Genomic DNA, 25,548 nt, shown 5'->3' on the forward strand with positions numbered 1-25,548 from the left:
GACATTCCGCCTCCTGCCGGGCCCCGAGCACGTGTCGTGCGGGCCGCTACTTCACCGACCCCGCCGTCAGCCCCGACACCACATGCCGCTCGATGAAGGCGAACAGCACGATGACCGGGATGATCGCGACCACCGACGCGGCGAAGAGGTAGTTCCACTGCACCGTGTAGTTGCCGATGAAGTTGCTAATGCCGACCGTCAGCGGTTGTTTGTCCGGTTCCGTGGTGAGGGTCAGGCCCATCACGAACTCGTTCCAGGACGTGATGAAGGTGAAGATCACCGCCGTGACCACGCCCGGCAGCGCCAACGGCAGCGTCACCTTGATCATCGCGCCGAAGCGGCTGGTGCCGTCCACCATGGCGGCCTCCTCCAGCTCCGGGGGGATGGAGGAGATGTACGCCGTCAGGATCCAGACCGCGAAGGCGAGGTTGAACGCCGCGTTGGTGAGGATCAGGGTCCAGATCGAGTTCAACATGTCCAGCTGGTGGAACTCGCGGTAGAGGCCGACCAGCAGGGCCGTCGGCTGGAACATCTGGGTGATCAGGACCAGGAGCAGGAAGAGCTTGCGGCCGCGGTAGCGCATGCGCGCCGTGTAGTACGCGGCGGGCAGCGAGACCAGCAGGACCAGCAGCGTCGCGCCGCCCGCCACCAACAGGGTGACCTGAAGGTTCTGGCCGAGCTCGGACTCCTTCCATACGTCGATGAAGTTCGCCCACTCCAGGTTCTGGGGCAGGTAGGTGCGGTCCCGCAGCTCCTCCTTGGGGCGCAGGGCGGTGACGATCATCTCCAGGTACGGCGCGAGGAAGACCGCCGCGAGGAGCCAGGCGCAGGCCGTGATGACCAGGGTGCGGGGCCGGAAGGCGCGCTTGCGTGCGCGGCCCTTCCCGGGCGCGGGAAACTTCGCCGTCGCGGTGGCCATCAGTCCTCCTCGTTCCACCGGCTGACCTTCAGGAAGATCAGCACGAGCACCACGACCATCAGGAAGTTGACGACCGACATCGCCGCGGACTCACCGATGTCGGTCTCCTTCAGCTTGTACATGAACACCATCGACGTGGACGTGTCGTAACCCGGGCCGCCCTGGGTCATGGCCCAGATGATCGGGAAGGAGTTGAAGACGTTGATGAGGTTGATCACGACGCCGACGAGGAAGGCGGGCCGCAGCATCGGCAGCGTGATGTGGCGGTACGTCTGCCAGGACCCCGCCCCGTCGATGCGCGAGGCCTCGTAGACCTCCTGCGGGATGGTCTGGAGCCCGGCGAGCAGCGTGTACGTGGTGAAGGGGAGGGAGACGAAGACGGCCACGGCCATCATCCAGGGCCAGGCGGTCTCCGGTCTGCCCAGCCAGTCCTTGGAGCTGTCGATGAGGCCGAGGTCGAGCATGAGGGTGTTGAGGACGCCGGCGGTCTGGTTGAGCATCCACTTGAAGCCGATGGCGGTCATCAGGACGGAGGCGGCCCAAGGGGCGATGAGCGCCCAGCGGGTGACGCGGCGCCCGGGGAACCTCTGGTTGAAGAGCTGGGCGAGGGCCAGCGAGAGCAGCATCGTGACGCTGACGACGACGAGCGTCCACACGACGGTCCAGAGCAGGACGGCCCCGAAGTCGCTCTCCTCGAAGAGCTTCGTGAACTTGTCGGTCCCGGCGCTGCCGCGCACCTTGCCGGCGATGGAGATGTCGAGGAACGAGGTGCGGATCAGCTCGATGACGGGCCAGACGACCACGGCGAGGATCAGCAGGATGACGGGCGCTATCCAGGGCAGCGGGCCGAGCCGGGCGATTCCGCCGCGGCGGCTCACCGGCCGGGGTGCGCGCCCGCTCCGTCCCCGGCTGGAACCGGCCGGGGACGGAGGGGCCTTCAGTGACACAAGGTCTCCTTGCGGACGGGGGGCGAACTAAGGGGAGGTAACGGCTACTTGGCTTCGGCCGCCGCCGTCTCCGCCTTCTTCTGGAGGTCGCCGAGGACCTGCTTCGGGTCGTCGACGACGGCCTTGCCGCCGGTCTTCTTGATCTCGGCGGAGACGAGGTCCCAGGTGGTGTCGCCCAGCGGGTAGAACCTGGCGCTCGGCAGCACCTCGAAGAACGGCTCCAGGTCCTTGTGCTTGCCGCTGGTCTGCATGGTCTTCAGGGCGTCCTGGGTGACCGGCATGAGCTTGTACATCTCGTCGAACGCCAGCATCTTCTTGGAGTAGGTGAAGTCCAGGAACTTCTTCACGCCCTCCTTCTCCGCGCCGCCGTCCTTGAACGCCATCATCCAGTCGGCCACGCCGAGGGTGCTCTCCAGCGGGCCTTCCTTGCCGGGGATGGGGGCGACGCCGTAGTCGACCTTGCCGCCCTTGGCCATCTGGATGAGGCTCGGGTGGCCGTTGAGCATGCCGACCTTGCCCGCCGCGAAGTCGGCGAAGGCCGTCTTGCGGTCGGTGGAGGCGGGGTTGGCGTAGGTGAGGCCCGGCTTGACCAGGTTGGTCTTGAGCCACTCGAACGTCTCGACGTTCTGCGGGCTGTCGATGGTGTATTTGCCGTCGGCGTCGGTGTAGCCGCCGCCGTTGCCCAGCTCCCACATCATCGTCTCGCCCTGGGTCTCCTCGGGGCCGAGCGGCAGGGCGTACGGGGTCTCGGCGGCCTTCTTGTCCTTGATCTTCTTCGCGGCGGCGGCGAGTTCGTCCCAGGTCTTCGGCGGGGTCTTCACGCCGGCCTTCTTGAAGACGTCCTTGTTGTAGAACATCACGCGGCTTGAGGAGACCCAGGGGATGCCGTACTGCGTGCCGTCGACCTCGCCGGCCTTGGCGAAGGTGGGGATGAGGTTGTCGCGGGTCTTGGCGGACATCACCTCGTCCGCCTTGTAGAGGAGGTCGTCGGCGACCTTGTCCGCGTAACCGCCGGTCTGGAGCAGGTCGGGTTCGTTGCCCGCCTGGATCATGTTCTTGACGGACTTGTCGATCTCGTTCCAGTTGATGACCTGAACGTCGACCGTGTAGCCCTTGTTGGCCTTCTCGAATTCCTTCTTGACCTGGTTCCAGTACACCTTGGAGGCGTTGGAGGCCTTGTCGCCGTAGTCGGCGGCGACGAGCTTGATGGTCTTGCCGTCACCGCTGTCGCCGCCCCCGCCGCAGGCGGTAAGTCCCAGCGCCATGCAGAGCGTTGCCGCACCGGTGGCGACCATTCGATTCCTCATGCTGTCCAACCCTTCGACGTCGGTGTCGACTTGGCGCGTACAGTCGCCCCCCGCGGCGCCGTCGCGCCGACACTACTCACGTCCGGTTTTGCCTCGACAGGCCTAGACCACTTTCGTGGCCAAGCTGAAATCACCCGCCTCACCAGGTCACTTGAGCGCACCTGCGGTCAGACCGGCCTGTACCTGTCGCTGGAAGACGGCGTACACGACGAGCACCGGGAGCATGGCGATCGTCAGGCCCGCGAAGAGCGCGCCCCAGTCGCCGCGGTAGCCCTGGGAGACCGCGAGGGAGGCGAGTCCCTGCGGCAGCACGTAGTTCCTCTCCTCCTCGTTGTTGAGCAGCAGCGGAAGCAGGTACTGGTTCCACTGGCCGAGGAAGTTGAAGATGCCGATGCTGACCAGGCCCGGCTTGGCCATCGGGAGCATGATCTGGAAGAAGGTGCGGGTGTGCGAGGCCCCGTCGACCATCGCCGCCTCCTGTACGCCGGTCGGCAGCGTGCGGAAGAAGGACGTCAGGAAGAAGGTGGTGAAGGGCAGTGAGTAGGCGATGTACGCGATCATCAGGCCCGGCCGGGTGTCGAGGAGCCCGAAGTTCTCCATGACGGCGAAGAGCGGGACGAGCGCGAGGATGACCGGGAACATCATGCCGCCCGCGAACAGCATGAAGATGACGCGGTTGCCGGGGAAGGTGAAGCGGGCGATGACGTAGGCCGCCATGGAGCCGAGCAGCATGGTGCCGGTCAGTGAACCGCACAGGATCACCAGCGAGTTAATGGTGTACCGGCCGATGTCGGCCTTGTTCCAGGCGTTGGTGAAGTTCTCCCAGTGGAACGCGGCAGGCCAGGCCGTCGGGTCGCTGAGGATGTCGGCCGAGGGGCGGAACGCGGTGAGCGCGACCCAGATGAGGGGCCCGGCGGCCAGGACGACCCACAGGACGAGGAAGGCGTGCGAGAAGACGTTGAGAGTGGCGCCCGGCTCCTTCTCGCGGCGGGGCGCCCCGGCGGTGTCGGGGCGGGGCGCGGCGGTGGCGGTCGTGGTCATGATGCTGTGGCTCCCGCGGTCTTCAGTATTCGATCCGGTCGCGATTCCCGACCCGCATGACGATCAGGGAGAACGCCACGCTCAGGACGAGCAGGACGACGCCGATGGAGGTGGCGTAGCCGTACTGGCCGTCGCGGAAGCGTTCGTAGAGGAAGACCGGCGTGACCTTCAGGACGTGCGCCGGGACCATCACGAGGCAGATCGCGAAGGTGTCGAGCGCCTGGATGCCCATGTAGATCCAGCCGGTGCGCACGGTGTCCCAGATCAGCGGGAGCGTGACGCCGAAGAAGGTGCGGGCGCGGCCCGCGCCGTCCAGGAGCGCGGCCTCGTGGATGTCCTTGGGGATGGCTCCCATCGCCGCGGAGAACAGCACGACGTAGAAGCCGACGAAGCTCCAGCTGATGACGGTGAGCAGCGCGAACAGGGCGAGGGTCTCGTCGCCGCCCAGCCAGGCGGGTCCGTCGACGCCGGCCTTGTCCAGGCCGCCGTTGATCAGGCCGCTGTTGGTGTTGAAGACGCGTCCCCACACCACGGCGACGATGGAGACGGACAGCACCTGCGGGAAGAAGTAGACGACCTTGTAGAAGGACGACCCGGCGACGCCCGCGATGGCCTGACCCCGGCGGTGCCGGCCGCCCGCGGTGATCATGTAGGCGAAGAACATGCCGAGGACGAGCGTCACGGCGGGCGCGATGACCAGCAGGAGCGCACTGACCTGGAGCGAGTCCCAGAAGCGGACGTCGTCCCACATCTTGCGGTAGTTGTCGAATCCGATGAAGTTCGCGACCGGGCCGCCGGACCAGTCCGTGAACGAGTAGTAGATCGCCTGGAGGAACGGCGAGACGACGAACAGCGTGTAGAAGGCGAGTGGCACGGCCAGGAAGCCGAGGATGAAGCGGTACTTGTCGAGCGTGCGGTAGCGCCGGTCGTAGCGGACGCGTCTGGGGGTGAGGCCGGGCGGCAGCAGCACCGCCGGCCACAGCAACAGGCCGGGGAGCGGGCCCGGCGGTGGCTTGCGCTCGCCCTGCGTCTTCTGCGAGTTCTTCGAGGGTGGCGGTTCGCCCACCCGGGTCTCGGTCTTCACGCTGTTCAGCCCGCCCGCTCCTGTGCCTCGTCGGCTTCGGTGTGTCGTCCGCTCAGGCCTTCTTGACCTTGGTGATGTCGGGGTCCTTCAGGATGCGTTCGGAGGCCTTCTGCATGGTGTCCATCGCCTGCTTCGGGCCGATCTGGCCCTGCATGAACTTGTGGATCATGTTGTTGAAGTCCTCGCGGAACAGCTCGTTGTACCAGTCCATGAACTGAGGGATGACGATGTTCTCGCCGGCCGCCTTGATCGCCGCCTGGGCGCTCGCCGTGCCCGGGGGCAGCTTCACGCCGTCGATGGCGCCCTTGACGACGGGCATCGAGCCGACCTCCTTGAAGAGGTTGAGGGCGGCTTCCTTGCTGTACATCATCCGCAGCCACTCCAGGCCGCCCTGCCGGTTCGTGGCCTTGGCGGGGACGATGAAGGGCTCACCGGCCGGGGCGTAGAGCGTGCCGAACGGCATCTTGTCGCCGGAGTCCAGCGACGGGGTCGCGCCGACCGTCATCCGGAAGTCCTTGGGCGTGGTGTCCTTCGCCTCGTTCTCCACCCAGGAGCCGTTGGGCACGAAGAGGCACTTACCCTCCTTCGTCCACGCGGTCTGCATCTCGGTGTGGGCCTGCTGGCCGTCGAAGCCGGTCAGGACGTACTTCTTGGCGACCAGTTCCTCCCAGGCCTCGAAGACATCCTTGACGGCGTCGTGCCGCCAGGCGTCCGGCTCCAGGTAGTCCATCGCCTCGATGACGTCGCGGCCGCCGCGCTGGGCGAACATCGCGTACATGCTGAAGAACATGTAGCGCGGGTGGCCGCCGGGGTAGCTCCAGCCGTGGATGCCCTTGGCCTTGGCCTTCTTGCAGACGGCGAGCATCTCGTCCCAGGTCTTCGGGTACGCGGCGTCGAGCCCGTCTTCGAGCAGCTTGCGGGAGTACCAGTTGCCGTACACCGTCAGCGCGATGTTGAGCTGGTAGCACTCCTGGCCGCCGAAGCGGCCCATCTGCTCGACGACCGGCACCAGGGTCTCGCGCACGGTGACGTCCGGGTCGTCCCAGGAGGGTGCGTCAAGCACTTCGACGAGGTCGGCGACCTGCTTGTTGTGCACCAGTTTGCCGATGTTCATCTGCTCGGCGCCGGAGTTGTTGACGACGTCCGCCGTGGGCTTGCCACGGACGATCTTCGGCTGGACCTGGGTGGCGATCTTCTCGGTCGCCTTCTGCTCCGGCTCGGCCTTGGGGTACTTCTCGGCGTACATGTCCGTGACGAACCGGGCGTACTTGTCGCCGTAGCCGCCGTTGAAGATGTAGACCGTGAGCCCCGCGTCCTCCTTCACGCCGAGCGGGTTCTTCTTGCTCTTCTCCCCCTTCTCGGCCTTGTTCTCCTCGCCGCCTCCGCTGGCGCAGGAGCTCAGCGCCCCGACGGCCGGCACCGCGAGCAGGCCGGCGGCCGCCGCCCTCTTCATGACATCACGACGGTTGACGCTGGTGGATCCCATGCTCAAGTCCTCGCCTTCTCACAGGACTCAGGCGGTGAACCGGACCCTCCCCGGCACCGCGGTGGTGTGAAGCTGGGGTCGTGCGATAGTGCCGAACGCTGGGCGAATGCCGACAGGTATAGTCCACTCCCGGTTGACTGGGCAAGATCGAATACAGGTTTGCTCCGCAGGTTTTCCGAGTTGAGACCTGCGGAGTTCTTCGAAGATCTTCGGTCAAAACCTCTCGCACAACGCCTTGTGAACGCGTGGACTTTCGTGGGGTTTCGCATGGACTTTCCGGTGGGGCGGGGAGGCGGGGCCCGCGGGTGGCGTGGCGGTGCGGGCGGGTGGCGTGGCGGTGCGGGCGGGTGGCGTGGCGGTGCGGGTGGCGTGGCGGTGCGGTGCGGGCGGAGGTGGGCGCACTCCTCCGCGTGACGCGCCCGTAGCTTCGGGCGCCCACGTTCCCCGCGCCCCTTCAGGGCGCTGCCCGCCGGGGGGTGTGGGCGAGTGCGGGTCCGACGTGGTTGCTCGCGCCGTTCCCCGCGCCCCTTCAGGACGCCTGCCCGCCGGAGCGGTGTGGGCGAGTGCGGGTCCGACGTGGTTGCTCGCGCCGTTCCCCGCGCCCCTTCAGGACGCCTGCCCGCCGGAGCGGTGTGGGCGAGAGCGGGTCCGACGTGGTTGCTCGCGCCGTTCCCCGCGCCCCTTCAGGACGCCTGCCCGCCGCGGCCAATGGGCCGTCCCACGAAACGCGTCAACAGCCTTGACACCTTTTGACACTTGGCTCCCTACTAGACCTTGCGCAGCGATCGTGACAACGTTGTCCAACTCGCAAGGAGGGGCTCGGGGATGCCGCACACGGCACGTAGATCTCGTCATAGACACCACCGTCCGCCCGTGGCCGTCGGCATGCTGGCGCTCGCGCTCGTCGTGGCCGCGCAGGGGGCCGCCGTCGCGGGGCCCGAGAAACGGCCCTACGGTGACCGGGAGTTCGTATCCTCGTTCGAGGAGGGCGAGGCGCAGCCCGACTGGGTGAGCACCGTCGAGACCGGCCCCGGGGGCGAGAAGAAGGCCTCGGGCGTCAACGGCGCGTTCAGTTCCGGCCTGCCCGGCAGCGTGATGGACCACGTCACCGAGGTGCGGGCGAGCGGGGAGAACGCGGATTCGGGGGAAGTCGCCGAGAACCTCGTTGACGGCGAGGCCACCAGCAAGTGGCTGACGTTCGCGAAGGACGGCTGGGTCGAGTTCGACCTGAAAGAGCCCGCCAAGGTGGTGACGTACGCGCTCACCGCCGCCAACGACCACGCCCCGCGCGACCCCAAGGACTGGACCCTGAAGGGCTCCGCCGACGGCAAGGAGTGGAAGGTCCTCGACGAGCGCAAGGGTGAGGCCTTCGAGGGCCGGCACAAGACGAAGAAGTACGACTTCGCCAACGCCACGGCGTACCGGCACTACCGCCTGGACATCACGGCGAACAACGGCGCCCCGGACATACTCCAACTGGCCGATGTCCAGCTCTCGGTCGGCGGCGCCGAGGCCCCCGCCCCCGAGGACATGCTGAGCCTGGTCGACCGGGGCCCCAGCGGTTCACCCACCGCCAAGTCACGTGCCGGGTTCACGGGCAGACACGCGCTGCGCTATGCGGGCACCCACAAGGCCGACGGCCGCGGTTACTCGTACAACAAGGTCTTCGACGTGAACGTGCCGGTGCGGCGGAACACCGAGCTCGGTTACCGCGTCTTCCCCTCGATGGCCGAGGGCGACCTCGACTACGCGGCGACGAACGTCTCCGTGGACCTGGCGTTCACCGACGGCACGTATCTGAGCGACCTCAAGGCCACGGACCAGCACGGTTTCCCGCTGGACCCGCGCGGCCAGGGCGCCGCCAAGGTGCTCTACGTCAACCAGTGGAACAACGTCGCCTCGCGCGTCGGCGAGGTCGCACGCGGCAAGACGGTCGACCGGATCCTGGTCGCGTACGACGCCCCGAAGGGCCCGGCGAAGTTCCGCGGCTGGCTGGACGACGTGTCGTTGAAGGAGAAGGCCCCGCCGAAGCCGAAGGCACACCCTTCCGACTACGCGGACACCACGCGCGGTACGAACTCCAGCGGCGGCTTCTCGCGCGGCAACGCCTTTCCGGCGACCGCCGTCCCGCACGGCTTCAACTTCTGGACGCCGGCGACGAACGCCGGGTCGCTCAGCTGGCTGTACGACTACGCGCGCGGCAACAACGACGACAACCTTCCGACGATCCAGGCGTTCAGCGCGAGCCACGAGCCGAGCCCGTGGATGGGCGACCGGCAGACATTCCAGCTGATGCCGTCCGTCGACAAGGACACCCCGAGCGCCTCGCGGACCCAGCGGGCGCTGCCCTTCCGGCACGAGAAGGAGACGGCGCGCCCGCACTACTACGGCGTGACGTTCGAGAACGGCCTCAAGGCGGAGATGGCGCCCACCGACCACGCCGCGATGATGCGGTTCACGTATCCCGGTGACGACGCGAGCGTGATCTTCGACAACGTCTCGGAGAAGGGCGGTCTCACCCTCGACGAGGAGAAGGGGATCGTCTCCGGTTTCTCGGACGTGAAGTCCGGGCTGTCCACGGGCGCCACACGCCTGTTCGTGTACGGGACCTTCGACGCGCCGGTCACCGCGGGCGGCAAGCTGGACGGCGGCGGTCGCGGTGACGTCACCGGCTACCTGCGTTTCGCCCCCGGCAAGGACCGCGCGGTCACCCTCCGGCTGGCCACCTCCCTCATCGGCGTCGACCAGGCCAAGGCCAACCTCGCCCAGGAGATCCCGGCGGGCACCTCCTTCGGACGCGTCAAGGACCGCGCCCAGAAGCAGTGGGACGCGATTCTCGGCAAGGTGGAGGTGGAGGGCGCGAGCCAGGGTCAGCTGACGACGCTGTACTCGTCGCTGTACCGGCTGTATCTGTACCCCAACTCGGGCTTCGAGAGGGTCGCTTCGAGGGGCGGCCATGCGACGTACAAGTACGCCTCACCCTTCTCGCCGCAGACCGGGCCGGACACCCCGACCCACACCGGCGCGAAGATCGTCGAGGGCAAGCCGTACGTCAACAACGGCTTCTGGGACACCTACCGGACGACGTGGCCCGCGTACTCGCTCCTCACGCCGAAGAAGGCGGGCGAGCTGGTCGACGGGTTCGTGCAGCAGTACAAGGACGGTGGCTGGACCTCGCGTTGGTCCTCGCCGGGCTACGCGGACCTGATGACGGGCACCTCGTCGGACGTCGCGTTCGCCGACGCGTACGTCAAGGACGTGAAGTTCGACGCGAAGGCCGCGTACGAGGCCGCACTGAAGAACGCCACGGTTGTACCGCCGAGTTCGGGTGTCGGTCGCAAGGGCATGCAGACGTCGCCGTTCCTCGGTTACACGAGCAGCGAGACGCACGAGGGCCTGTCGTGGGCGCTGGAGGGCTACCTCAACGACTACGGCATCTCCCGTATGGGCGCGGCCCTTTACAAGAAGACGGGTGTCAAGCGCTACAAGGAGGAGTCGGAGTACTTCCTCAACCGCGCGCGGGAATACGTGAACCTCTTCGACGAGAAGGCGGCGGGGGCCGGTACGGCTCCCGGCTTCTTCCAGGGCAAGGACGCCAAGGGCAAGTGGCGTGCCCCCTCCGACAAGTTCGACCCGCGCGTGTGGGGTCACGACTACACGGAGACCAACGCCTGGGGGTACGCCTTCACCGCCCCCCAGGACTCGCGCGGCCTCGCCAACCTCTACGGCGGCCGCAAGAAGCTGGCCGAGAAGCTCGACACGTATTTCGCGACGCCCGAGACCGGCTCCGCCGAGTTCGCGGGTTCGTACGGAGGTGTCATCCACGAGATGACGGAGGCGCGTGACGTCCGCATGGGCATGTACGGCCACTCCAACCAGGTCGCCCACCACGTGGCGTACATGTACGACGCCGCCGGGCAGCCGTCGAAGACGCAGGAGAAGGTCCGCGAGGTCCTCGCCCGCCTCTACACCGGCAGCGAGATCGGCCAGGGTTACCACGGCGACGAGGACAACGGCGAGCAGTCCGCCTGGTATCTCTTCTCCTCGCTCGGCTTCTACCCGCTGGTGATGGGCAGTGGTGAATACGCTGTCGGCTCACCGCAGTTCAAGAAGATGACCGTGCACCTGGACAACGGCCGAGACCTGGTCGTCAAGGCGCCGAGGAACAGCGCGCGGAACGTGTACGTGCAGGGCCTCAAGGTCAACGGCAAGGCGTGGACGTCGACCGCGCTCCCCCACAAGCTGATCGCGCGCGGCGGGGTCCTGGAGTTCGACATGGGCCCGAAGCCGTCCGCGTGGGGCTCCGGCAAGAACGCCCAGCCGACGTCCATCACACGGGACGACAAGGTGCCGTCCCCGAAGAAGGACGCGCTGGTGGGCGAGGGCGCCCTCTTCGACAACTCCTCGGCCACGGCGACCACTTCGGAGTCGGGGGCGGTGGAGCTGCCGGTCGGCAAGAAGACCAGGGCGGCGCAGTACACGCTGACATCGTCCACCGACAGGGCGAAGGCGCCGCGCGGCTGGGTCCTGGAAGGCTCGGCCGACGGGCGGAGGTGGAAGCAGCTGGACAAGCGCTCCGGCGAGTCCTTCGCCTGGGACCAGCAGACGCGGGTGTTCACGGTCGGCCGTCCGGGAACGTACCGGCACTACCGGCTCGTCCCGGACGGCGCCGCGACCCTGGCGGAGGTGGAACTGCTCAGCTGATCCCCCCGGCGGAGCGCTCGAAAAGACCCTGTCGTTCGGATCGTCGGTACAACCGAACAGCGCGGCGGCGGTGGCGGCGAGAGCGAGAGTGGCGGTGCCGACGGCACACCGGCACGCATGTGACGATCCCGCTACCTGACCGCCCTGGGCGCGTACTTCGGCGTGGCCACATGATCAGCAAGAAGCGGCCGAACCAGTACTGATCTCGAACCACACGACCTTGCCCGGGTCGCGCTCCATCACGCCCCACTTGTCCGCGAGGGCGGCCACGAGCAGCAGGCCGCGCCCCGATTCGTCGGTGTCCTCCGCGAGGACGCCGCATCGGGGCCAGCCACCGCCGCTGTCGTGCACCTCGACGCGGACCACGTCGGCGTCGCGGCGCAACAGGAGCAGGAAACCGCGTCCGGGCGGGACGCCGTGCAGCAGCGCGTTGGTCGCCACCTCGCTGACGCAGAGCGTGATGTCGTCCGCGCGTTCCCGGATGTCCCAGCCGGTTAGGGCGGCGCGGACGAAGGCGCGAGCTTTGGGGATGGACTGGCGTTCGCGCCGGTAGAAGCGTTCACGGGGCTCCCGCCGGGACGGGAGGGGAGTTTTCTCATTCACGTGACGAGAGTCACAGTGCGTGGCCATCATGAAGCAGTGCGTGAACTCGTACATCCGCGTTGTACGGGTTCTCAGGGTGAAGCGCACGGCCTTCGATGGGGAGTTGTACCGCATGAGCAACCCAAAGCGACGATCACACAGGAACGCCTCGGCGAGGAAGATGGTGGGCGCGCTGCTCGCCCTCCACCGGGAGGCCGCCGGGTACACACAGAAATCACTGGCCGAGCATTTCGTCATCGCTGAGGAGACGATCGCCTCCATCGAACAGGGGCGGCGGGCCCTGAAGATGGACCTCGCGGTGCGGTTGGACGCGCTGCTGGGGACGAACGGGACGCTGGCAACCGCCGTCGAGAACATGCCGGAAGTGGATCTGATCCCTCTGTGGGCGGAGGAATATCTGGACCGGGAGCGGGAGGCGATCGCGATCTCCGTCTACGACAGCCTTGCCGTACCAGGCCAGTTGCAGACCGAGGCTTACGCGCGAGCCGTCTTCCGCAGTCGCGTTCCGGTGTACGACGAGGACGAGATCGAGCAGCACGTCACAGCCCGAATGGAACGACAGGCGATCCTGCGTCGCAAGGTGCCGCCGACCACCAGCTTCGTGCTCTGGGAAGCGGCGCTGCGGGACCGACTCGGCGGCACAAGGGTCTACGTCGAGCAGCTCCGTGCCCTGCGCACGCACTCCGAACTCCCTGGCCTGACCTTGCAGATCCTGCCTCTCGGACGCACTACCCATGCGGGGCTTGACGGGCCGTTCGTGCTTCTGGAAACCCCTGAGCACCAGCGGCTCGCGTACACCGAAACGCAGCGCGGCAGCCAGCTGATCGCAGATCCGGACGAGGTGGCGATCCTGACCCAGAAATATGCGATGCTGCGGACACAGGCCCTGAACTCGGAGGACACCAGGGACCTTCTGGACCGTCTGCTAGGAGAGCAATGAGCGGCACCGCGCTTACGTGGTTCAAGTCGACCTACAGTGGCAGCGAGGGTGGCCAGTGTCTCGAAGTGGCCTACGCCTGGCGCAAGTCGAGCTACAGCGGCAGCGACGGCGGCAACTGCGTCGAGGTCGCCGCCCACCCCGCCGCCGTACACATCCGCGACTCCAAGAACCCGGGCGACGGCCCGCAGCTCACCGTCGCGCCGGGCGCCTGGACCGCCTTCCTGAACCTCCCTCAGGAGCCCCGCGGCTGACGGCGGCGGGTCGGGCCGTCGGTGTCAGGCCGTGTGCAGCCGCAGCCCGTACCGCTGAAGGATCTCGTTCACCGGCTGGTACCACGTCTCGCCCCCGCTGCCGCAGTTGCCCCAGCCGCCGGACGTCACGCCCTGGGCCTGGTCGCCGCTGAGGAACGAGCCGCCCGAGTCGCCGCCCTCGGCGCAGACGCTGGTCTTGGTCAGCTGGTGGACGACCGTGCCGTCGGAGTAGTTGACGGTCTCGTTCTTGGCGAGGAGCCGGCCGCAGTGCCACTTCGTGGTGGAACCGGAGCGGCAGATCGACGCCCCGACCGGCGCCTCCGCCGAGCCGCGCACCAGCTGGTCGGGGACGGTGCCCCAGCCGAGTACGACCGGCACGGTCCACCAGCCGTTGCCGACGGAGACCCAGGCGTAGTCGTTGTCGGGGAACGAGGAGCCCTGGAAGGTGCCGATGGCGGAGCCGTCCCAGCCGCGCACCGCCGCGCCCGCCCGCCCGCAGTGCCCGGCCGTGACGAAGCCGCCGTGGACGGAGAAGCCGATGGAGCAGCGGACGTTGCCGGTGTAGTACGGGTCGCCGCCGACGGTTCCGGCGGCGTAGGTGCTCGGCGCCTCGGGGACCGTGTCCACCCGTACGGGCGCGGTGGCGTGTGCGCGGCGCAGGAACGCCGAGACGTCGTTGTCGCCCCGGTGCCCGGCGACGACATCGACGACGACGCGATTGGCCCGCGGGTCGACCCGCCAACTCGCCACGCTCTTTGGGGCCTTGAACTTGTCGATGCGGTTCTTCGCCGCGTCCAGGGCGGCGGCGCTGTGCTTCACGAGCCGCACGTCCACGCCGCCGCCGCTGTCGCGTACGTCCGGCACGGCCCGCCGCTCGGTCACGGCGACGGTGAGCCGACCGCGCCCGGCGTCGAACCAGGCGCCGCCGAACGCCGCGCCGGCCGCCTTCCGTGCCGCGCGCTCGGCCGTGACGGCCCGCCGCTCGTCGGCGAGGCGCTCGCGCGCGGCGGCGGGGGTGAGGCCGAGGTCGCGCCGCATGGCGTCGAGGAGCGCGGCGGAGGCGGGCGGACGGTCGGCGGGGCGGGAGTCGGCGGCGGTGGCGGGGGCGAGGCCGGTGGCGGCGCAGGTGGCCGTCACGAGCAGGGCGGACAGGGCGAGGCGTGCTCCGGTTACGCGTCTCACTGGGGGACCTCTCGTCGTTCCAACGGGGTGGGGATGGAACAGAGTTACGTTGCTGAGAGCGCTCTCATTCGGTGCCCGGGAGAGCGTAGGGAGAGGGCGCGGGCAAGTCCATGGCCTGGGCCGCGGCCATTGATCCGGAATCGCGATCGGTGGCGTGAAAAACATGTGTTGGACTCATCGATCCGCGCGCGGCGAGACGCCGAGGCATGACAAGTCCAGCGATATCAGGGGGTGTTGGTGGGGCGGGCAGCGGTGTTCCCCGTGGTGACCTGCCCCTGCCGCGCACTTGGAACTGGCCATGCCGCACATGAAGACCGTCCTGGTGACGGGCGCGACCGGCGGCCAGGGCGGCGCCGTCGCCCGCAGGCTGCTCGACGACGGGTGGGCGGTGCGCGCCCTCGTCCGTGCCCCGGGGCGGCAGGGGGCCAAGGACCTCCAGGCGCGCGGTGCGGAACTGGCCGTCGGCGACTTGGACGACCCCGCGTCGCTGCTCGCGGCGGCGCGGGGCGTGCACGGCGTCTTCAGCGTGCAGCCCGCCGACCTGACCCGCCCGGCCCCCGAGGCCGAGGTGCGGCGCGGCAAGAACGTCGCCGACGCGGCCGTGGCCGTGGGCGCCGCGCACCTGGTGTACAGCTCCGTCGGCGCGGCCGGGCGCGCGTCCGGCGTCGCGCACTTCGAGGCCAAGACGGTGATCGAGGCGTACCTCGATGCGGTCGGTGTGCCCGCGACAGTGCTGCGGCCGGTGTTCTTCATGGAGAACTGGCCGTACTTGCTGCCGCGGGCGGAGCACGGTGAGCGGGTGGGGTCGGTTCCTCTGGACGCGGACACGTCGCTCCAGATGATCGCGCTGAGCGACATCGGCCGGATCGCCGCCGAAGTCTTCGGCCACCCGGGCGAGTTCATGGGCGGGACGTTCGATATCGCCGGTGACGAGTTGAGCGTACGGCAGATCGCCAAGGTGTTCACCCGGGTCGACGGCGTCCCGACCCGCTTCGAGCGGCATCCCATCGAGGAGGTGCGGGGGGAGGTGCGGGGGGGAGGTGCGGGCCGGGTCCGCCGACCTGGCGAACATGTTCGCCTGGCTCGACGAGGTGGGGTACGAGGCCGATGTTCCCGCCCTGCGCGAGCGGCACCCGGGGCTGCTGACTCTGGAGGCGTGGCGGCGCGGGAATCGGTGACTATCGACGGTCGCGGCCGCCGTCCAGCAGCGCGAAGACGATCGCCCCCAGCACCGCGCAGACCCCGGCCAGCCCCCAGAGCACCAGGTGGAACGCGTCGTCGTACGACCGTGACGCCGTGAGTGTGGTGAGTACCGAGCCGTACAGCGCCACCGCGACCGCCTCGCTGCCGAGCCGTAGCGTGTTGAGGAAGCCCGCGGCCATGCCCGCTTTGGCGGGGTCGACGAGCGCGAGGGCCTGGCCGTCGACGAGGCCAGCGGCCAGGGCCATGCCCGCGCCGGTGACGATCATCGGCAGGGCGACGACGGCGACGGACACGTCCGGCCCGAAGAGCGTCAGGGCGGCGTCGCCGACGGCCAGGGCGCCCAGGCTGACGTAGATGATGGTGAGTGCCGGGACGCCGCGGGCCACCAACTTGGCGGCGAGCAGCGGGAAGACGAGCATCGGCGCGGTGAGCGGCACCATCAGGAGCCCGGCGGCGCCCGTGCCGCGGCCGGTCACCTCCGTCAGATAGCTCGGCAGGTACGTGAGCATCGTGACGAAACCGAAGGAGCCGGCGACCGGCACCAGGCACAGGCCCAGGAAGCGGCGGTTCCGCAGCAGGCCCAGGTCCAGCATGGGGTGGGCGCGGCGCTTCTCGACGGTGGTGAAGGCGGCCAGCGCGACGGCGGACCCGGCGAAGAGCCCGAGCACGCCCGCGCTGCCCCAGCCCCACTGGGAGCCCTGCACGATGGCCGTGGTCAGCAGCACCATGGCGACGACGAAGACCGCGCTGCCGGGTACGTCGACACGTGCGCCGCCCGGACGGGGTGCGGCCGGGAGCGAGCGGGCGATGGCCGGTACCGCGATCAGGACGAAGGCGAGCGCCACCGCGTGCACGGCGAAGACCCAGCGCCAGCTGAACGCCTGGAGCAGCGCCCCGGAGAGCGAGGGGCCGACCGCGACCCCCACGCCCGCGACGGTGCCGAAGAGCGCGAACGCCTTGGCGCGCGCGGGGCCTTCGTACACCGTGGACAGGATCGCCGAACCGCAGGAGAAGATGGCCGCGCCGCCGATGCCCGCGAGGGCGCGGGCCGCGTCCAGGAGGAGGACGTCGGAGGCGAGGGCGCTCGCGAGCGAGGCGACGGCGTAGACGGCGGCACCGACGGCGAAGGCCCTGACACGGCCGACGATGTCGGCGACCGAGCCCCAGACGAGGGTGAAGCAGGCGAAGGCGACGTTGAAGGCGTTGACGACCCATTGCAGCGGGGCCGCCCCGGCGTCCGTGTCCGTGCCGATGCCGGGCAGGGCGACGGCGGTTCCGGAGATGGACATCGGGACGACGAAGACGGCGAGGAGGATCGCGACGAGCGGGAGGACGGGCGTCCGTTGCGGCTCAACTCGCGTCGCTGCGGGGGTGGTTGGCGCTGCTTGCGCACGTGACACGGAAAGGACTCCAGGACAGATCGGAGAAGGAAGAAGGTTCGAAAATGATCGAACCTTATCCTGACACGCCCTGAGGTACGATGCAAGGCGAACCTCAAAGGACCTAGCGGAACCTAGCGGAACCTAGTGGAACCTGGTCGAACCGAACCCATCGAGGAGGCGCCCCCATGCCGGACGACGAGGGACACCCCCTCCCCGAAGAGATGGACCTGCGCGCGGTCCTGCACGCACTCGCCGACCCCTTGCGCTTCGGAGTGATCGCCCGGTTCCTGCACGAGCCGGCGGGGACCGAACGCACCTGCGCCTACTTCCAGTTGCCCGTGTCGAAGTCCACCACCTCGCACCACTTCAAGGTGATGCGCGAGGCGGGCCTGCTGCGCATGGTCGACCGCGGGAACAGCAGGACGGCCATGCTACGCAGGGAGGAACTGGACGAGCGGTTCCCGGGTCTCCTGGCCCTAGTGGCAGCCGGATAACCAGGTGCGCCCCGGCACGCGACCGACTATCGTGCCGCCCATGTCCGTGACCAAGTAACTCCAGGTGCCCCACCCGCCCCCGCGGGTCCGTGGCACGGAAGCGCCCTGTCTTCCTCAGCCCCCGCCGCTCACCGGCCCGGGGCCGATCTGGAGTGCCCTTCACGTGAACGCCTTCACCGTACGTTTCTCCGAGCGCGCCTCCGCGCGGCGCGCGCCCGTCCTCGCACTGCTCTCCCTCCTGCAGTTCCTCATCGCCATCGACGTGACCGTCGTCAACGTCGCCCTCCCCGCCATCGGCGCCCGCTTCCACGCGAACGCGGCCGCACTGTCCTGGGTCGTCACCGGCTACACACTCGTCGGCGGCGGCCTTCTGCTGCTCGGCGGGCGGCTCACCGATCTGCTCGGCCGGCGGCGGATGTTCCTGCTCGGCGCCGCGCTCTTCGCTCTCGCCTCGCTCGTGGCCGGGCTGGCGCCGAACCTGGAGACCCTGGTCGCCGCCCGCTTCGCGCAGGGCGCGGGTGAGGCCCTCGCCTCCCCCGCCGCGATGTCACTGATCGCCCTGCTCTACCCCTCCCCCGAGGAACGCGCCAAGGCGCTCGGCATCTGGGGCGCGATCTCCGCGAGCGGCCTCGTCGTGGGGGTCCTGCTGTCCGGCGCGCTCGTCCAACTCCTCGACTGGCGCTGGATCTTCGGCGTCAACGTGCCGCTCACCGCGGCGGTACTCGTCCTGACCCCGATGCTCGTACGCGCCGACGGCCCGCGCCCCGAGCGGCCCGGCCGCCTCGACCTGCCCGGCGCCGCTCTCCTGACGGCGGGGCCGCTCGGCCTGGTCCACGGCGTGCTGCGCGGCTCCCTGGCCACGCTGCTCACCGGCGCCGTGCTCCTCGCCGCCTTCGTCGCCGTCGAGGCGCGGTCCAAGAACCCCTTGGTGCCGCTCTCGTTCTTCGCGCACCGCCTCCGGGCGCTCGGGAACGCGGCGACGGTGCCGCTCAGCGCGGCGCTCTCGGGCACCTTCTTCCTGGCCACGCTGTACCTCCAGGAGGTCATCGAACTCTCCCCGCTCCAGGCCGGGCTGGCCTACCTCCCGTTCTGCGCCGCGCTCCTGCTCGCGATCTCCCAGGTGGCCCGGCTGATCGGCGCGCTCGGCGTCACGTACACCGCGCTGCTCGGGCTGCTGCTGACCGCGGCGGGGCTCGGACTGCTCGCCCGGGTGCCCGACCACGGCAGCCTGTGGACGGACGTCGTGCCCGGCATGCTCGGCGTCGCGGCCGGCATGGGCATCGGCCTGGTGGCGCTGCAGAACGCGGCCCTCTCCGACGTGACCGAGGACGACGCGGGCACGGCGTCCGGCGTGCAGCGCTCCGTCGACCAACTCGGCGGCTCGCTCGGCCTCGCCGTCCTGGTGGGCGCGGCGCTCGGCGGCGGTCAGGCCCAAGGGGCCGAATTCCGGACGGCGTTCGGGTGGGCGGCGATCGGTGTGCTCGGCGCAGCCGTGGCCGTGGCCGGGGCCGGGGCGCTGACGGGCCGCAGGAGATAGCTCTCGACAGCGCGACGTCGCCGTGTCTAAGATCCACGGCGACATCGCGTGTCGGTCACCGGCCGGGTGAGGCATGGAGGTGTCAGGAGATGCCTGTTGGAGGCATTCCTTGTCAGTCGAGCTGAACCACACGATCGTCCACGCCCGGGACAACCGAGAGTCCGCCGAGTTCTTCGCGGACCTCCTGGGACTCCAGATCGCCTCGGAATGGGGCCCGTTCATCGCGGTGGCCCTGAGCAACGGAGTCACGCTGGACTTCGCCACCGTCCCCGCCGAGCACATCACCCCGCAGCACTACGCCTTCCTCGTCTCCGAGGCGGAGTTCGAAGCGGCGTACGACAAGATCCGGGCGCGCGGCATCCAGCACTGGGCGGACCCGCACCAGAAGCAGCCGGGCGAGATCAATCACAACGACGGCGGCCGGGGCGTGTACTTCCCGGACCCCTCGGACCACGCCATGGAACTGATCACGGTCCCGTACGGCGGCCGGCCTCAGAAGTAGGAGCGCGCCCGGCCCCACGGCCGCGGACGAAAAGACGAGGGCCGCACCCCGTACGAACACCGGGGTGCGGCCCTCAACTGCCGTCGGCTACCGCTTACTTGCGGATCAGGCTGCGCAGCACGTACTGCATGATGCCGCCGTTGCGGTAGTAGTCCGCCTCACCGGGCGTGTCGATGCGGACGACCGCGTCGAACTCGACACCGGTGTCGGTGGTGACCTTCACCGTGCGCGGCGTGGAGCCGTTGTTCAGCTCCGTCACGCCGGAGAAGGAGAACGTCTCCTCGCCGGTCAGGCCGAGGGAGGACGCCGACATGCCCTCCGGGTACTGGAGCGGCAGGACGCCCATGCCGATGAGGTTCGAGCGGTGGATGCGCTCGTACGACTCGGCGATGACGGCCTTGACGCCGAGGAGCGCGGTGCCCTTGGCGGCCCAGTCGCGGGACGAGCCGGAGCCGTACTCCTTGCCCGCGAGGACGACGAGCGGGATGCCCTGCTCGATGTAGTTGCGCGAGGCGTCGTAGATGAACGAGACCGGCGCGTCCTCCCGCGTGAAGTCACGCGTGAAGCCGCCCTCGGTGCCCGGCGCGATCTGGTTGCGCAGGCGGATGTTGGCGAACGTACCGCGGATCATGACCTCGTGGTTTCCTCGGCGCGAGCCGTAGGAGTTGAAGTCGCGGCGCTGCACGCCGTGCTCCGTGAGGTACTTGCCGGCCGGAGTGTCGGCCTTGATCGCGCCGGCCGGGGAGATGTGGTCGGTGGTGACCGAGTCGCCCAGCTTCGCCAGGACGCGGGCGCCCTGGATGTCCTCGACCGGGGACGGCTCGTGTGCCATGCCCTCGAAGTAGGGGGGCTTGCGGACGTACGTCGACTCCGCGTCCCACTCGAAGGTGTCGCCGGTCGGGATGGACAGCGCCTGCCACTGGGCGTCGCCCGCGAAGACGTCCTGGTAGGACTTGTTGAACATGTCCTCGCCGATGGCGTTCGCCACGACGTCGTTGACCTCGGCCTCGGAGGGCCAGATGTCCTTGAGGTGGACCGGGTTGCCGTCCTGGTCGACGCCGAGGGCCTCGGTGGTGATGTCGATCTTCATCGAGCCCGCGAGGGCGTACGCGACGACCAGCGGCGGGGACGCCAGGTAGTTCATCTTGACGTCGGGGTTGATGCGGCCCTCGAAGTTCCGGTTGCCGGAGAGGACAGACGTCACGGCCAGGTCGTGGTCGTTGACGGCCTTCGAGACCTCCTCGGGCAGCGGGCCCGAGTTGCCGATGCAGGTGGTGCAGCCGTAGCCGACGAGGTTGAAGCCGACCTTGTCGAGGTAGGGGGTCAGGCCCGCCTTGTCGAAGTAGTCGGTGACGACCTTCGAGCCCGGGGCGAGGGTGGTCTTGACCCACGGCTTGCGGGTCAGGCCCTTCTCGACGGCCTTCTTCGCGACGAGCGCGGCGGCGACCATCACGTACGGGTTCGAGGTGTTGGTGCAGGAGGTGATGGCCGCGACCGTCACCGCGCCGTGGTCCAGCTCGTACGTCGAGCCGTCGGGGGCGGTCACGAGGACCGGGTTCGACGGGACGCCGTTCGTGGTGGCCGGGGCGTCGGAGGCCGGGAAGGACTCCTTGCCCGCCTCGTCCACGGAGTCGACGTAGTTGCGTACGTCGATCTTGAACTGCTCCGAGGCGTTGGCGAGGACGATGCGGTCCTGCGGGCGCTTCGGCCGGCGATGGAGGGGACGACCGTGGAGAGGTCGAGCTCCAGCTTCTCGGAGAAGTCCGGCTCGGCGGCCGGGTCCAGCCACAGGCCCTGCTCCTTGGCGTACGCCTCGACGAGCGCGACCTGCTGCTCGGAGCGGCCGGTGAGCTTGAGGTACTTCAGCGTCTCGTCATCGATCGGGAAGATCGCGGCGGTGGAGCCGAACTCCGGCGACATGTTGCCGATGGTGGCGCGGTTGGCCAGCGACGTGGCGGCGACGCCCTCGCCGTAGAACTCGACGAACTTGCCGACGACGCCGTGCTTGCGCAGCATCTCGGTGATCGTGAGGACGAGGTCCGTGGCGGTGGTGCCCGGCTTCAGCTCGCCGGTCAGCTTGAAGCCGACGACGCGCGGGATGAGCATGGAGACCGGCTGGCCGAGCATCGCGGCCTCGGCCTCGATGCCGCCGACGCCCCAGCCGAGGACGCCCAGGCCGTTGACCATCGTGGTGTGCGAGTCGGTGCCGACGAGGGTGTCGGGGTACGCCTGGCCGTTACGGACCATGACCGTGCGGGCCAGGTGCTCGATGTTGACCTGGTGGACGATGCCGGTGCCCGGGGGGACGACCTTGAACTCGTCGAAGGCGGTCTGACCCCAGCGCAGGAACTGGTAGCGCTCCTTGTTGCGGCCGTACTCCAGCTCCACGTTCTGGCCGAAGGCCTCCGCGGTGCCGAACTTGTCGGCGATCACGGAGTGGTCGATGACCAGCTCGGCCGGGGCCAGCGGGTTGATCTTCGCCGGGTCGCCGCCGAGCTCCTTCACGGCCTCACGCATGGTGGCGAGGTCCACGACACAGGGCACGCCGGTGAAGTCCTGCATGATCACGCGGGCGGGCGTGAACTGGATCTCCTGCGACGGCTGCGCCTGGGAGTCCCAGCCGCCGAGCGCGCGGATGTGGTCGGCGGTGATGTTCGCGCCGTCCTCGGTGCGGAGCAGGTTCTCAAGGAGGACCTTCAGGCTGTAAGGGAGCCGTGCGGAACCCTCGACCTTGTCCAGCTTGAAGATCTCGTACGACTCGTCGCCCACGCGCAGCGTGCTGCGGGCGTCGAAGCTGTTCGCCGACACGACAGTCTCCTTCATTTTTGTGCGCGTTCCAGCACATCCTGCCGCCACGACTCTTCGTCGATCCGCTAAGGTAAGGCTTAGTTAGGTAACCCTTACCGAGGGGCGGCTCCTGGTGCGCCTCGGCAGATATCTCGATGTCGAGATAACTCTAGTACATGACCCGGCGTGACGACGAGGCACGTCGCTCTGTGCTGTCCCCGGACGCGGGCGCCGCCCCCGGACACCGCCCCGCCCCCGGATGCCTCGCCGTCCTCGGTCGGCGGGAGCAGCGTCAGGTTCAGCGCGCGCAGCCGCCGCCGGTCCACCCCGACCACCTCGGCGGCGACCTGCCCGCCGGGCCCTCGGCGGTCGACCCGTGCGAGAGGTCCTTCACGGCGTACGGCTTCAAGGAGACGGTCACGCCCCGCGCGATGACCCTCGCGGATATCGAGGAGACCGTCGAGGAGTACCGCGTGGCCTCCGAGAACGCCCGGCGCGCCGGGTTCGACGGCGTCGAGATCGGTGCCCTCGGCGTCTTCCTGTTCGCCCAGTTCCTCAACCCGAGGCTCAACCGCCGTACGGACGCCTACGGCGGTGACCGCGCGCGGCGGCGGCGCCTGCTGCTGGACGTCGTCGACGCGGCGGCGGGCGCGTGGGGCCGCCGGGGCGTGGGCGTGCGGCTCTCGCCGTGGTGGACCGGCGGGCGCTTCACCGCCGACGCGGCGACGCTCGCCGACTACGACGAACTCGTGACCGCGCTCAACGACCACCCGGTGGCCTATCTGCACCTGCGCGGCCCGGACCTCGCGCATCCCTCGGACGTCGCGGACCCCGCGGTGTTCGCCCGCCACCGGCGGCGGTTCGGCGGCCCGCTCATCGTCAACAACGGCTTCGACCAGGCGAGCGCCAACACGGCCGTACGGGAGGGAGTCGCCGACGCGGTGTCGTTCGCCCGGCACTTCGTCGCCAACCCGGACCTCGTCAGCCGGTTCGCGCTGGGGCGCGCGTTGGCCGCCGGTGACCCCGCGGCGTACTACGAGGGCGGGGCGCGGGGGTACGCGGACTACCCGGCGGCGGGCTGAGGGCGGCAGCGTGACGAGACGGCGCACGGTTTCCCGCAGCGGCGCGCGGTGCTCGCGGGTGGCTCGGAGTGGCCGGTCGTCCCCCTGTCGGCCGGGGACCGGCCAAGGGCCTCGGCCGGCGGACGGGCCGCCGCGAGGAAGGACGCTCCCAGCCGCGCACCGCAGAGTTTCAGCCGGGTGTCTTCCCTGCTCACGGGGGCCTTGGGCGCTTGGGCGGTGCGTGGCGATACGCCGCCCACGCCGCCTTCGGCACCGGCGTGCAGCCGATCTCGCGCTGCCGGGCGGCGATGACGTGCCGTCCGGTGGCCGATATCGCTCCGTCGAGGTGCGCCGTACGCCTGGCGGAGGCAGAGTGGGGCCCGACGCGCAGTCGTCGGCAGGACGCGCGGCCGCCGCCCGAGTGACGCGGGCGGCGGCGGGGCCCCGGCCTGCCCTGCGTCGCGCGTCGGCAACTCCCTTGCCGGGAGCGGCCTCCGGAGGACCACTCCCCGAACGGCCCACCCCAGCGCGCGCGTCATCTCATATGTGAGATAACCTGCGGCACATGGCAGACGACTACCTCGTACGCATCGGCAAGCTCATTCGCGACGCCCGACAGCACCGGGGCTGGACGCAGACGCAGCTCGCCGAAGCGCTCAGCACCAGCCAGAGCGCCGTGAACCGCATCGAGCGCGGCAACCAGAACATCAGCCTTGAGATGATCGCCCGTATCGGTGAGGCGCTCGACAGCGAGATCGTGTCGCTCGGCTACGCCGGGCCGATGCACCTGCGGGTGGTCGGCGGCCGCCGGCTCTCCGGCTCCATCGACGTCAAGACGAGCAAGAACGCGTGCGTGGCGCTGCTCTGCGCGTCGCTGCTCAACAAGGGCCGTACGGTGCTGCGCCGGGTGGCTCGCATCGAGGAGGTGTACCGCCTCCTGGAGGTACTCAACTCCATCGGCGTACGCACCCGTTGGATCAACGACGGCGTCGACCTGGAGATCGTGCCGCCCGCCAGGCTGGAGATGGACGCCATCGACGCGGAGGCCGCGCGCCGCACCCGCTCGATCATCATGTTCCTCGGCCCGCTGCTGCACCGCATGGACCGCTTCAAGCTGCCGTACGCAGGCGGCTGCGACCTGGGCACCCGCACGATCGAACCGCACATGATCGCGCTGCGCCGGTTCGGCCTGGACATCGCGGCGACCGAAGGGCTGTACCACGCCGAGGTCGCGCGGGACGTGGCTCCCGACCGGCCCATCGTCCTCACCGAACGCGGGGACACCGTCACGGAGAACGCGCTGCTCGCCGCCGCCCGCAGCGCCGGCACGACGGTCATCCGCAACGCCTCCTCGAACTACATGGTCCAGGACCTGTGCTTCTTCCTGGAGGCGCTCGGCGTCAAGGTCGAGGGCATCGGCACGACCACGCTGACCGTGCACGGCGTGCCGACCATCGACGTCGACGTCGACTACTCCCCCTCCGAGGACCCGGTCGAGGCGATGAGCCTGCTCGCCGCCGCCGTCGTCACGGAGTCCAAGCTGACGGTGCGCCGGGTGCCGATCGAGTTCCTGGAGATCGAGCTGGCGGTCCTGGAGGAGATGGGCCTCGACCACGACCGCTCGCCGGAGTACCCGGCGGACAACGGCCGCACCCGCCTCATCGACCTCACCGTGCGCCCCTCCAAGCTGGAGGCGCCCATCGACAAGATCCACCCGATGCCGTTCCCCGGCCTGAACATCGACAACGTCCCGTTCTTCGCGGCCATCGCGGCGGCGGCGCAGGGCAAGACGCTGATCCACGACTGGGTCTACGACAACCGCGCGATCTACCTGACGGACCTCAACCGCCTGGGCGGCCGCCTCCAACTCCTCGACCCGCACCGGGTCCTGGTCGAGGGCCCGACCCGCTGGCGCGCCGCCGAGATGATGTGCCCGCCCGCGCTGCGCCCCGCCGTCGTCGTCCTGCTCGCCATGATGGCGGCCGAGGGCACGTCGGTGCTGCGCAACGTGTACGTGATCAACCGTGGGTACGAGGATCTGGCGGAGCGGCTGAACTCCGTGGGGGCGCAGATCGAGACGTTCCGGGATATCTGAGCAGGACGCCGCCCCCGCTCCTG

At 69.2% G+C, this 25,548-nt stretch carries 17 protein-coding genes and 2 pseudogenes; 9 read left to right on the forward strand and 10 right to left on the reverse strand.

Annotation, left to right across the window (positions count from 1 at the left end; all coding sequences use genetic code 11):
* Positions 1-46: 46 nt before the first annotated feature.
* From ACOBQB_RS07305 to ngcE, 6 genes are all read right to left on the reverse strand, one after another.
* Positions 47-919 (reverse strand): carbohydrate ABC transporter permease, encoded by an 873-nt coding sequence (locus tag ACOBQB_RS07305; RefSeq protein WP_423589719.1) that lies wholly within the window; start codon positions 917-919, stop codon positions 47-49.
* Positions 919-1,866 carry a carbohydrate ABC transporter permease gene (locus ACOBQB_RS07310; RefSeq protein ID WP_423589721.1) on the reverse strand — a complete coding sequence of 316 codons (948 nt, stop codon included), beginning with the start codon at positions 1,864-1,866 and terminating at the stop codon, positions 919-921. Before ACOBQB_RS07310 ends, ACOBQB_RS07305 begins: the two co-directional genes overlap by 1 nt.
* Before the next feature lie 44 nt (positions 1,867-1,910).
* Positions 1,911-3,173: an extracellular solute-binding protein gene (locus ACOBQB_RS07315; protein WP_423589722.1), complete on the reverse strand. Its 1,263-nt coding sequence runs from the start codon at positions 3,171-3,173 to the stop codon at positions 1,911-1,913.
* Between the two features lie 147 nt (positions 3,174-3,320).
* On the reverse strand, positions 3,321-4,214 hold the full coding sequence (locus ACOBQB_RS07320; protein WP_423589724.1) for a carbohydrate ABC transporter permease: 894 nt from the start codon (positions 4,212-4,214) through the stop codon (positions 3,321-3,323).
* Positions 4,215-4,236: 22 nt separating this feature from the next.
* The gene (locus tag ACOBQB_RS07325) at positions 4,237-5,178 is read right to left on the reverse strand and encodes a carbohydrate ABC transporter permease (protein ID WP_423590466.1); all 942 of its coding nucleotides are present in this window, start codon (positions 5,176-5,178) and stop codon (positions 4,237-4,239) included.
* Positions 5,179-5,350: 172 nt separating this feature from the next.
* Positions 5,351-6,784, reverse strand: coding sequence for an N-acetylglucosamine/diacetylchitobiose ABC transporter substrate-binding protein (gene ngcE / locus ACOBQB_RS07330; protein ID WP_423589726.1), 1,434 nt, complete (start codon positions 6,782-6,784; stop codon positions 5,351-5,353).
* Between the two features lie 885 nt (positions 6,785-7,669).
* Here ngcE and ACOBQB_RS07335 point away from each other — a divergent pair.
* Positions 7,670-11,488, forward strand: a complete 3,819-nt coding sequence (locus ACOBQB_RS07335) for a GH92 family glycosyl hydrolase (RefSeq protein ID WP_423590468.1) — start codon at positions 7,670-7,672, stop codon at positions 11,486-11,488.
* A gap of 174 nt (positions 11,489-11,662) precedes the next feature.
* On the opposite strand, the gene ACOBQB_RS07340 is transcribed toward ACOBQB_RS07335, so the two are convergent.
* Positions 11,663-12,091, reverse strand: a complete 429-nt coding sequence (locus ACOBQB_RS07340) for an ATP-binding protein (RefSeq protein ID WP_423589728.1) — start codon at positions 12,089-12,091, stop codon at positions 11,663-11,665.
* Between the two features lie 28 nt (positions 12,092-12,119).
* On the opposite strand from ACOBQB_RS07340, the gene ACOBQB_RS07345 reads away from it, so the two are divergent.
* Both ACOBQB_RS07345 and ACOBQB_RS07350 read left to right on the forward strand, forming a co-directional pair.
* A complete protein-coding gene (locus ACOBQB_RS07345) occupies positions 12,120-13,031 on the forward strand; it encodes a helix-turn-helix domain-containing protein (protein WP_423590470.1) in 912 nt (303 codons plus the stop codon).
* Positions 13,028-13,282, forward strand: coding sequence for a DUF397 domain-containing protein (locus tag ACOBQB_RS07350; RefSeq protein ID WP_423589730.1), 255 nt, complete (start codon positions 13,028-13,030; stop codon positions 13,280-13,282). Before ACOBQB_RS07345 ends, ACOBQB_RS07350 begins: the two co-directional genes overlap by 4 nt.
* Before the next feature lie 24 nt (positions 13,283-13,306).
* On the opposite strand, the gene ACOBQB_RS07355 is transcribed toward ACOBQB_RS07350, so the two are convergent.
* Complete coding sequence (locus tag ACOBQB_RS07355; protein WP_423589732.1) at positions 13,307-14,464, reverse strand: S1 family peptidase; 1,158 nt, start codon at positions 14,462-14,464, stop codon at positions 13,307-13,309.
* A gap of 307 nt (positions 14,465-14,771) precedes the next feature.
* On the opposite strand from ACOBQB_RS07355, the pseudogene ACOBQB_RS07360 reads away from it, so the two are divergent.
* Positions 14,772-15,398 (forward strand): annotated as a pseudogene (locus tag ACOBQB_RS07360) (NmrA family NAD(P)-binding protein); the annotation flags it as partial.
* 244 nt (positions 15,399-15,642) lie between these two features.
* On the opposite strand, the gene ACOBQB_RS07365 reads toward ACOBQB_RS07360, so the two are convergent.
* Entirely contained in the window at positions 15,643-17,067 is a 1,425-nt protein-coding gene (locus tag ACOBQB_RS07365) for an MFS transporter (RefSeq protein ID WP_423589733.1), read from the reverse strand.
* 167 nt (positions 17,068-17,234) lie between these two features.
* Between ACOBQB_RS07365 and ACOBQB_RS07370 the strand changes: the two genes are divergently transcribed.
* The 3 genes from ACOBQB_RS07370 (at position 17,235) to ACOBQB_RS07380 (ending at position 19,582) form a co-directional block, all read left to right on the forward strand.
* Positions 17,235-17,543, forward strand: coding sequence for an ArsR/SmtB family transcription factor (locus ACOBQB_RS07370; RefSeq protein WP_423589734.1), 309 nt, complete (start codon positions 17,235-17,237; stop codon positions 17,541-17,543).
* Positions 17,544-17,706: 163 nt separating this feature from the next.
* Complete coding sequence (locus ACOBQB_RS07375; protein WP_423589735.1) at positions 17,707-19,080, forward strand: MFS transporter; 1,374 nt, start codon at positions 17,707-17,709, stop codon at positions 19,078-19,080.
* A gap of 109 nt (positions 19,081-19,189) precedes the next feature.
* Positions 19,190-19,582 (forward strand): VOC family protein, encoded by a 393-nt coding sequence (locus tag ACOBQB_RS07380; RefSeq protein WP_423589737.1) that lies wholly within the window; start codon positions 19,190-19,192, stop codon positions 19,580-19,582.
* 94 nt (positions 19,583-19,676) lie between these two features.
* Here ACOBQB_RS07380 and acnA read toward each other — a convergent pair.
* Positions 19,677-22,390 (reverse strand): annotated as a pseudogene (gene acnA, locus ACOBQB_RS07385) (aconitate hydratase AcnA).
* Positions 22,391-22,545: 155 nt separating this feature from the next.
* Here acnA and ACOBQB_RS07390 point away from each other — a divergent pair.
* Together ACOBQB_RS07390 and ACOBQB_RS07395 are read left to right on the forward strand one after the other, a co-directional pair.
* Positions 22,546-23,451 carry a hypothetical protein gene (locus ACOBQB_RS07390; RefSeq protein WP_423589739.1) on the forward strand — a complete coding sequence of 302 codons (906 nt, stop codon included), beginning with the start codon at positions 22,546-22,548 and terminating at the stop codon, positions 23,449-23,451.
* A gap of 544 nt (positions 23,452-23,995) precedes the next feature.
* Positions 23,996-25,525 carry a helix-turn-helix domain-containing protein gene (locus ACOBQB_RS07395; RefSeq protein WP_423589741.1) on the forward strand — a complete coding sequence of 510 codons (1,530 nt, stop codon included), beginning with the start codon at positions 23,996-23,998 and terminating at the stop codon, positions 25,523-25,525.
* Positions 25,526-25,548 lie beyond the last annotated feature (23 nt).

The organism is Streptomyces sp. G5(2025), from assembly GCF_049542075.1.
Lineage (GTDB): Bacteria > Actinomycetota > Actinomycetes > Streptomycetales > Streptomycetaceae > Streptomyces.

Bases quoted from the DNA above. Each gene is read 5' to 3' on its own strand.
- ACOBQB_RS07320 (WP_423589724.1), bottom strand. From the start codon at position 4,214: ATGACCACGACCGCCACCGCCGCGCCCCGCCCCGACACCGCCGGGGCG.
- ACOBQB_RS07370 (WP_423589734.1), top strand. From the start codon at position 17,235: ATGCCGGACGACGAGGGACACCCCCTCCCCGAAGAGATGGACCTGCGC.
- ACOBQB_RS07305 (WP_423589719.1), bottom strand. From the start codon at position 919: ATGGCCACCGCGACGGCGAAGTTTCCCGCGCCCGGGAAGGGCCGCGCA.
- ACOBQB_RS07390 (WP_423589739.1), top strand. From the start codon at position 22,546: ATGACCCGGCGTGACGACGAGGCACGTCGCTCTGTGCTGTCCCCGGAC.
- ACOBQB_RS07335 (WP_423590468.1), top strand. From the start codon at position 7,670: ATGCTGGCGCTCGCGCTCGTCGTGGCCGCGCAGGGGGCCGCCGTCGCG.
- ACOBQB_RS07315 (WP_423589722.1), bottom strand. From the start codon at position 3,173: ATGAGGAATCGAATGGTCGCCACCGGTGCGGCAACGCTCTGCATGGCG.
- ACOBQB_RS07345 (WP_423590470.1), top strand. From the start codon at position 12,120: ATGAAGCAGTGCGTGAACTCGTACATCCGCGTTGTACGGGTTCTCAGG.
- ngcE (WP_423589726.1), bottom strand. From the start codon at position 6,784: ATGGGATCCACCAGCGTCAACCGTCGTGATGTCATGAAGAGGGCGGCG.
- ACOBQB_RS07395 (WP_423589741.1), top strand. From the start codon at position 23,996: ATGGCAGACGACTACCTCGTACGCATCGGCAAGCTCATTCGCGACGCC.
- ACOBQB_RS07350 (WP_423589730.1), top strand. From the start codon at position 13,028: ATGAGCGGCACCGCGCTTACGTGGTTCAAGTCGACCTACAGTGGCAGC.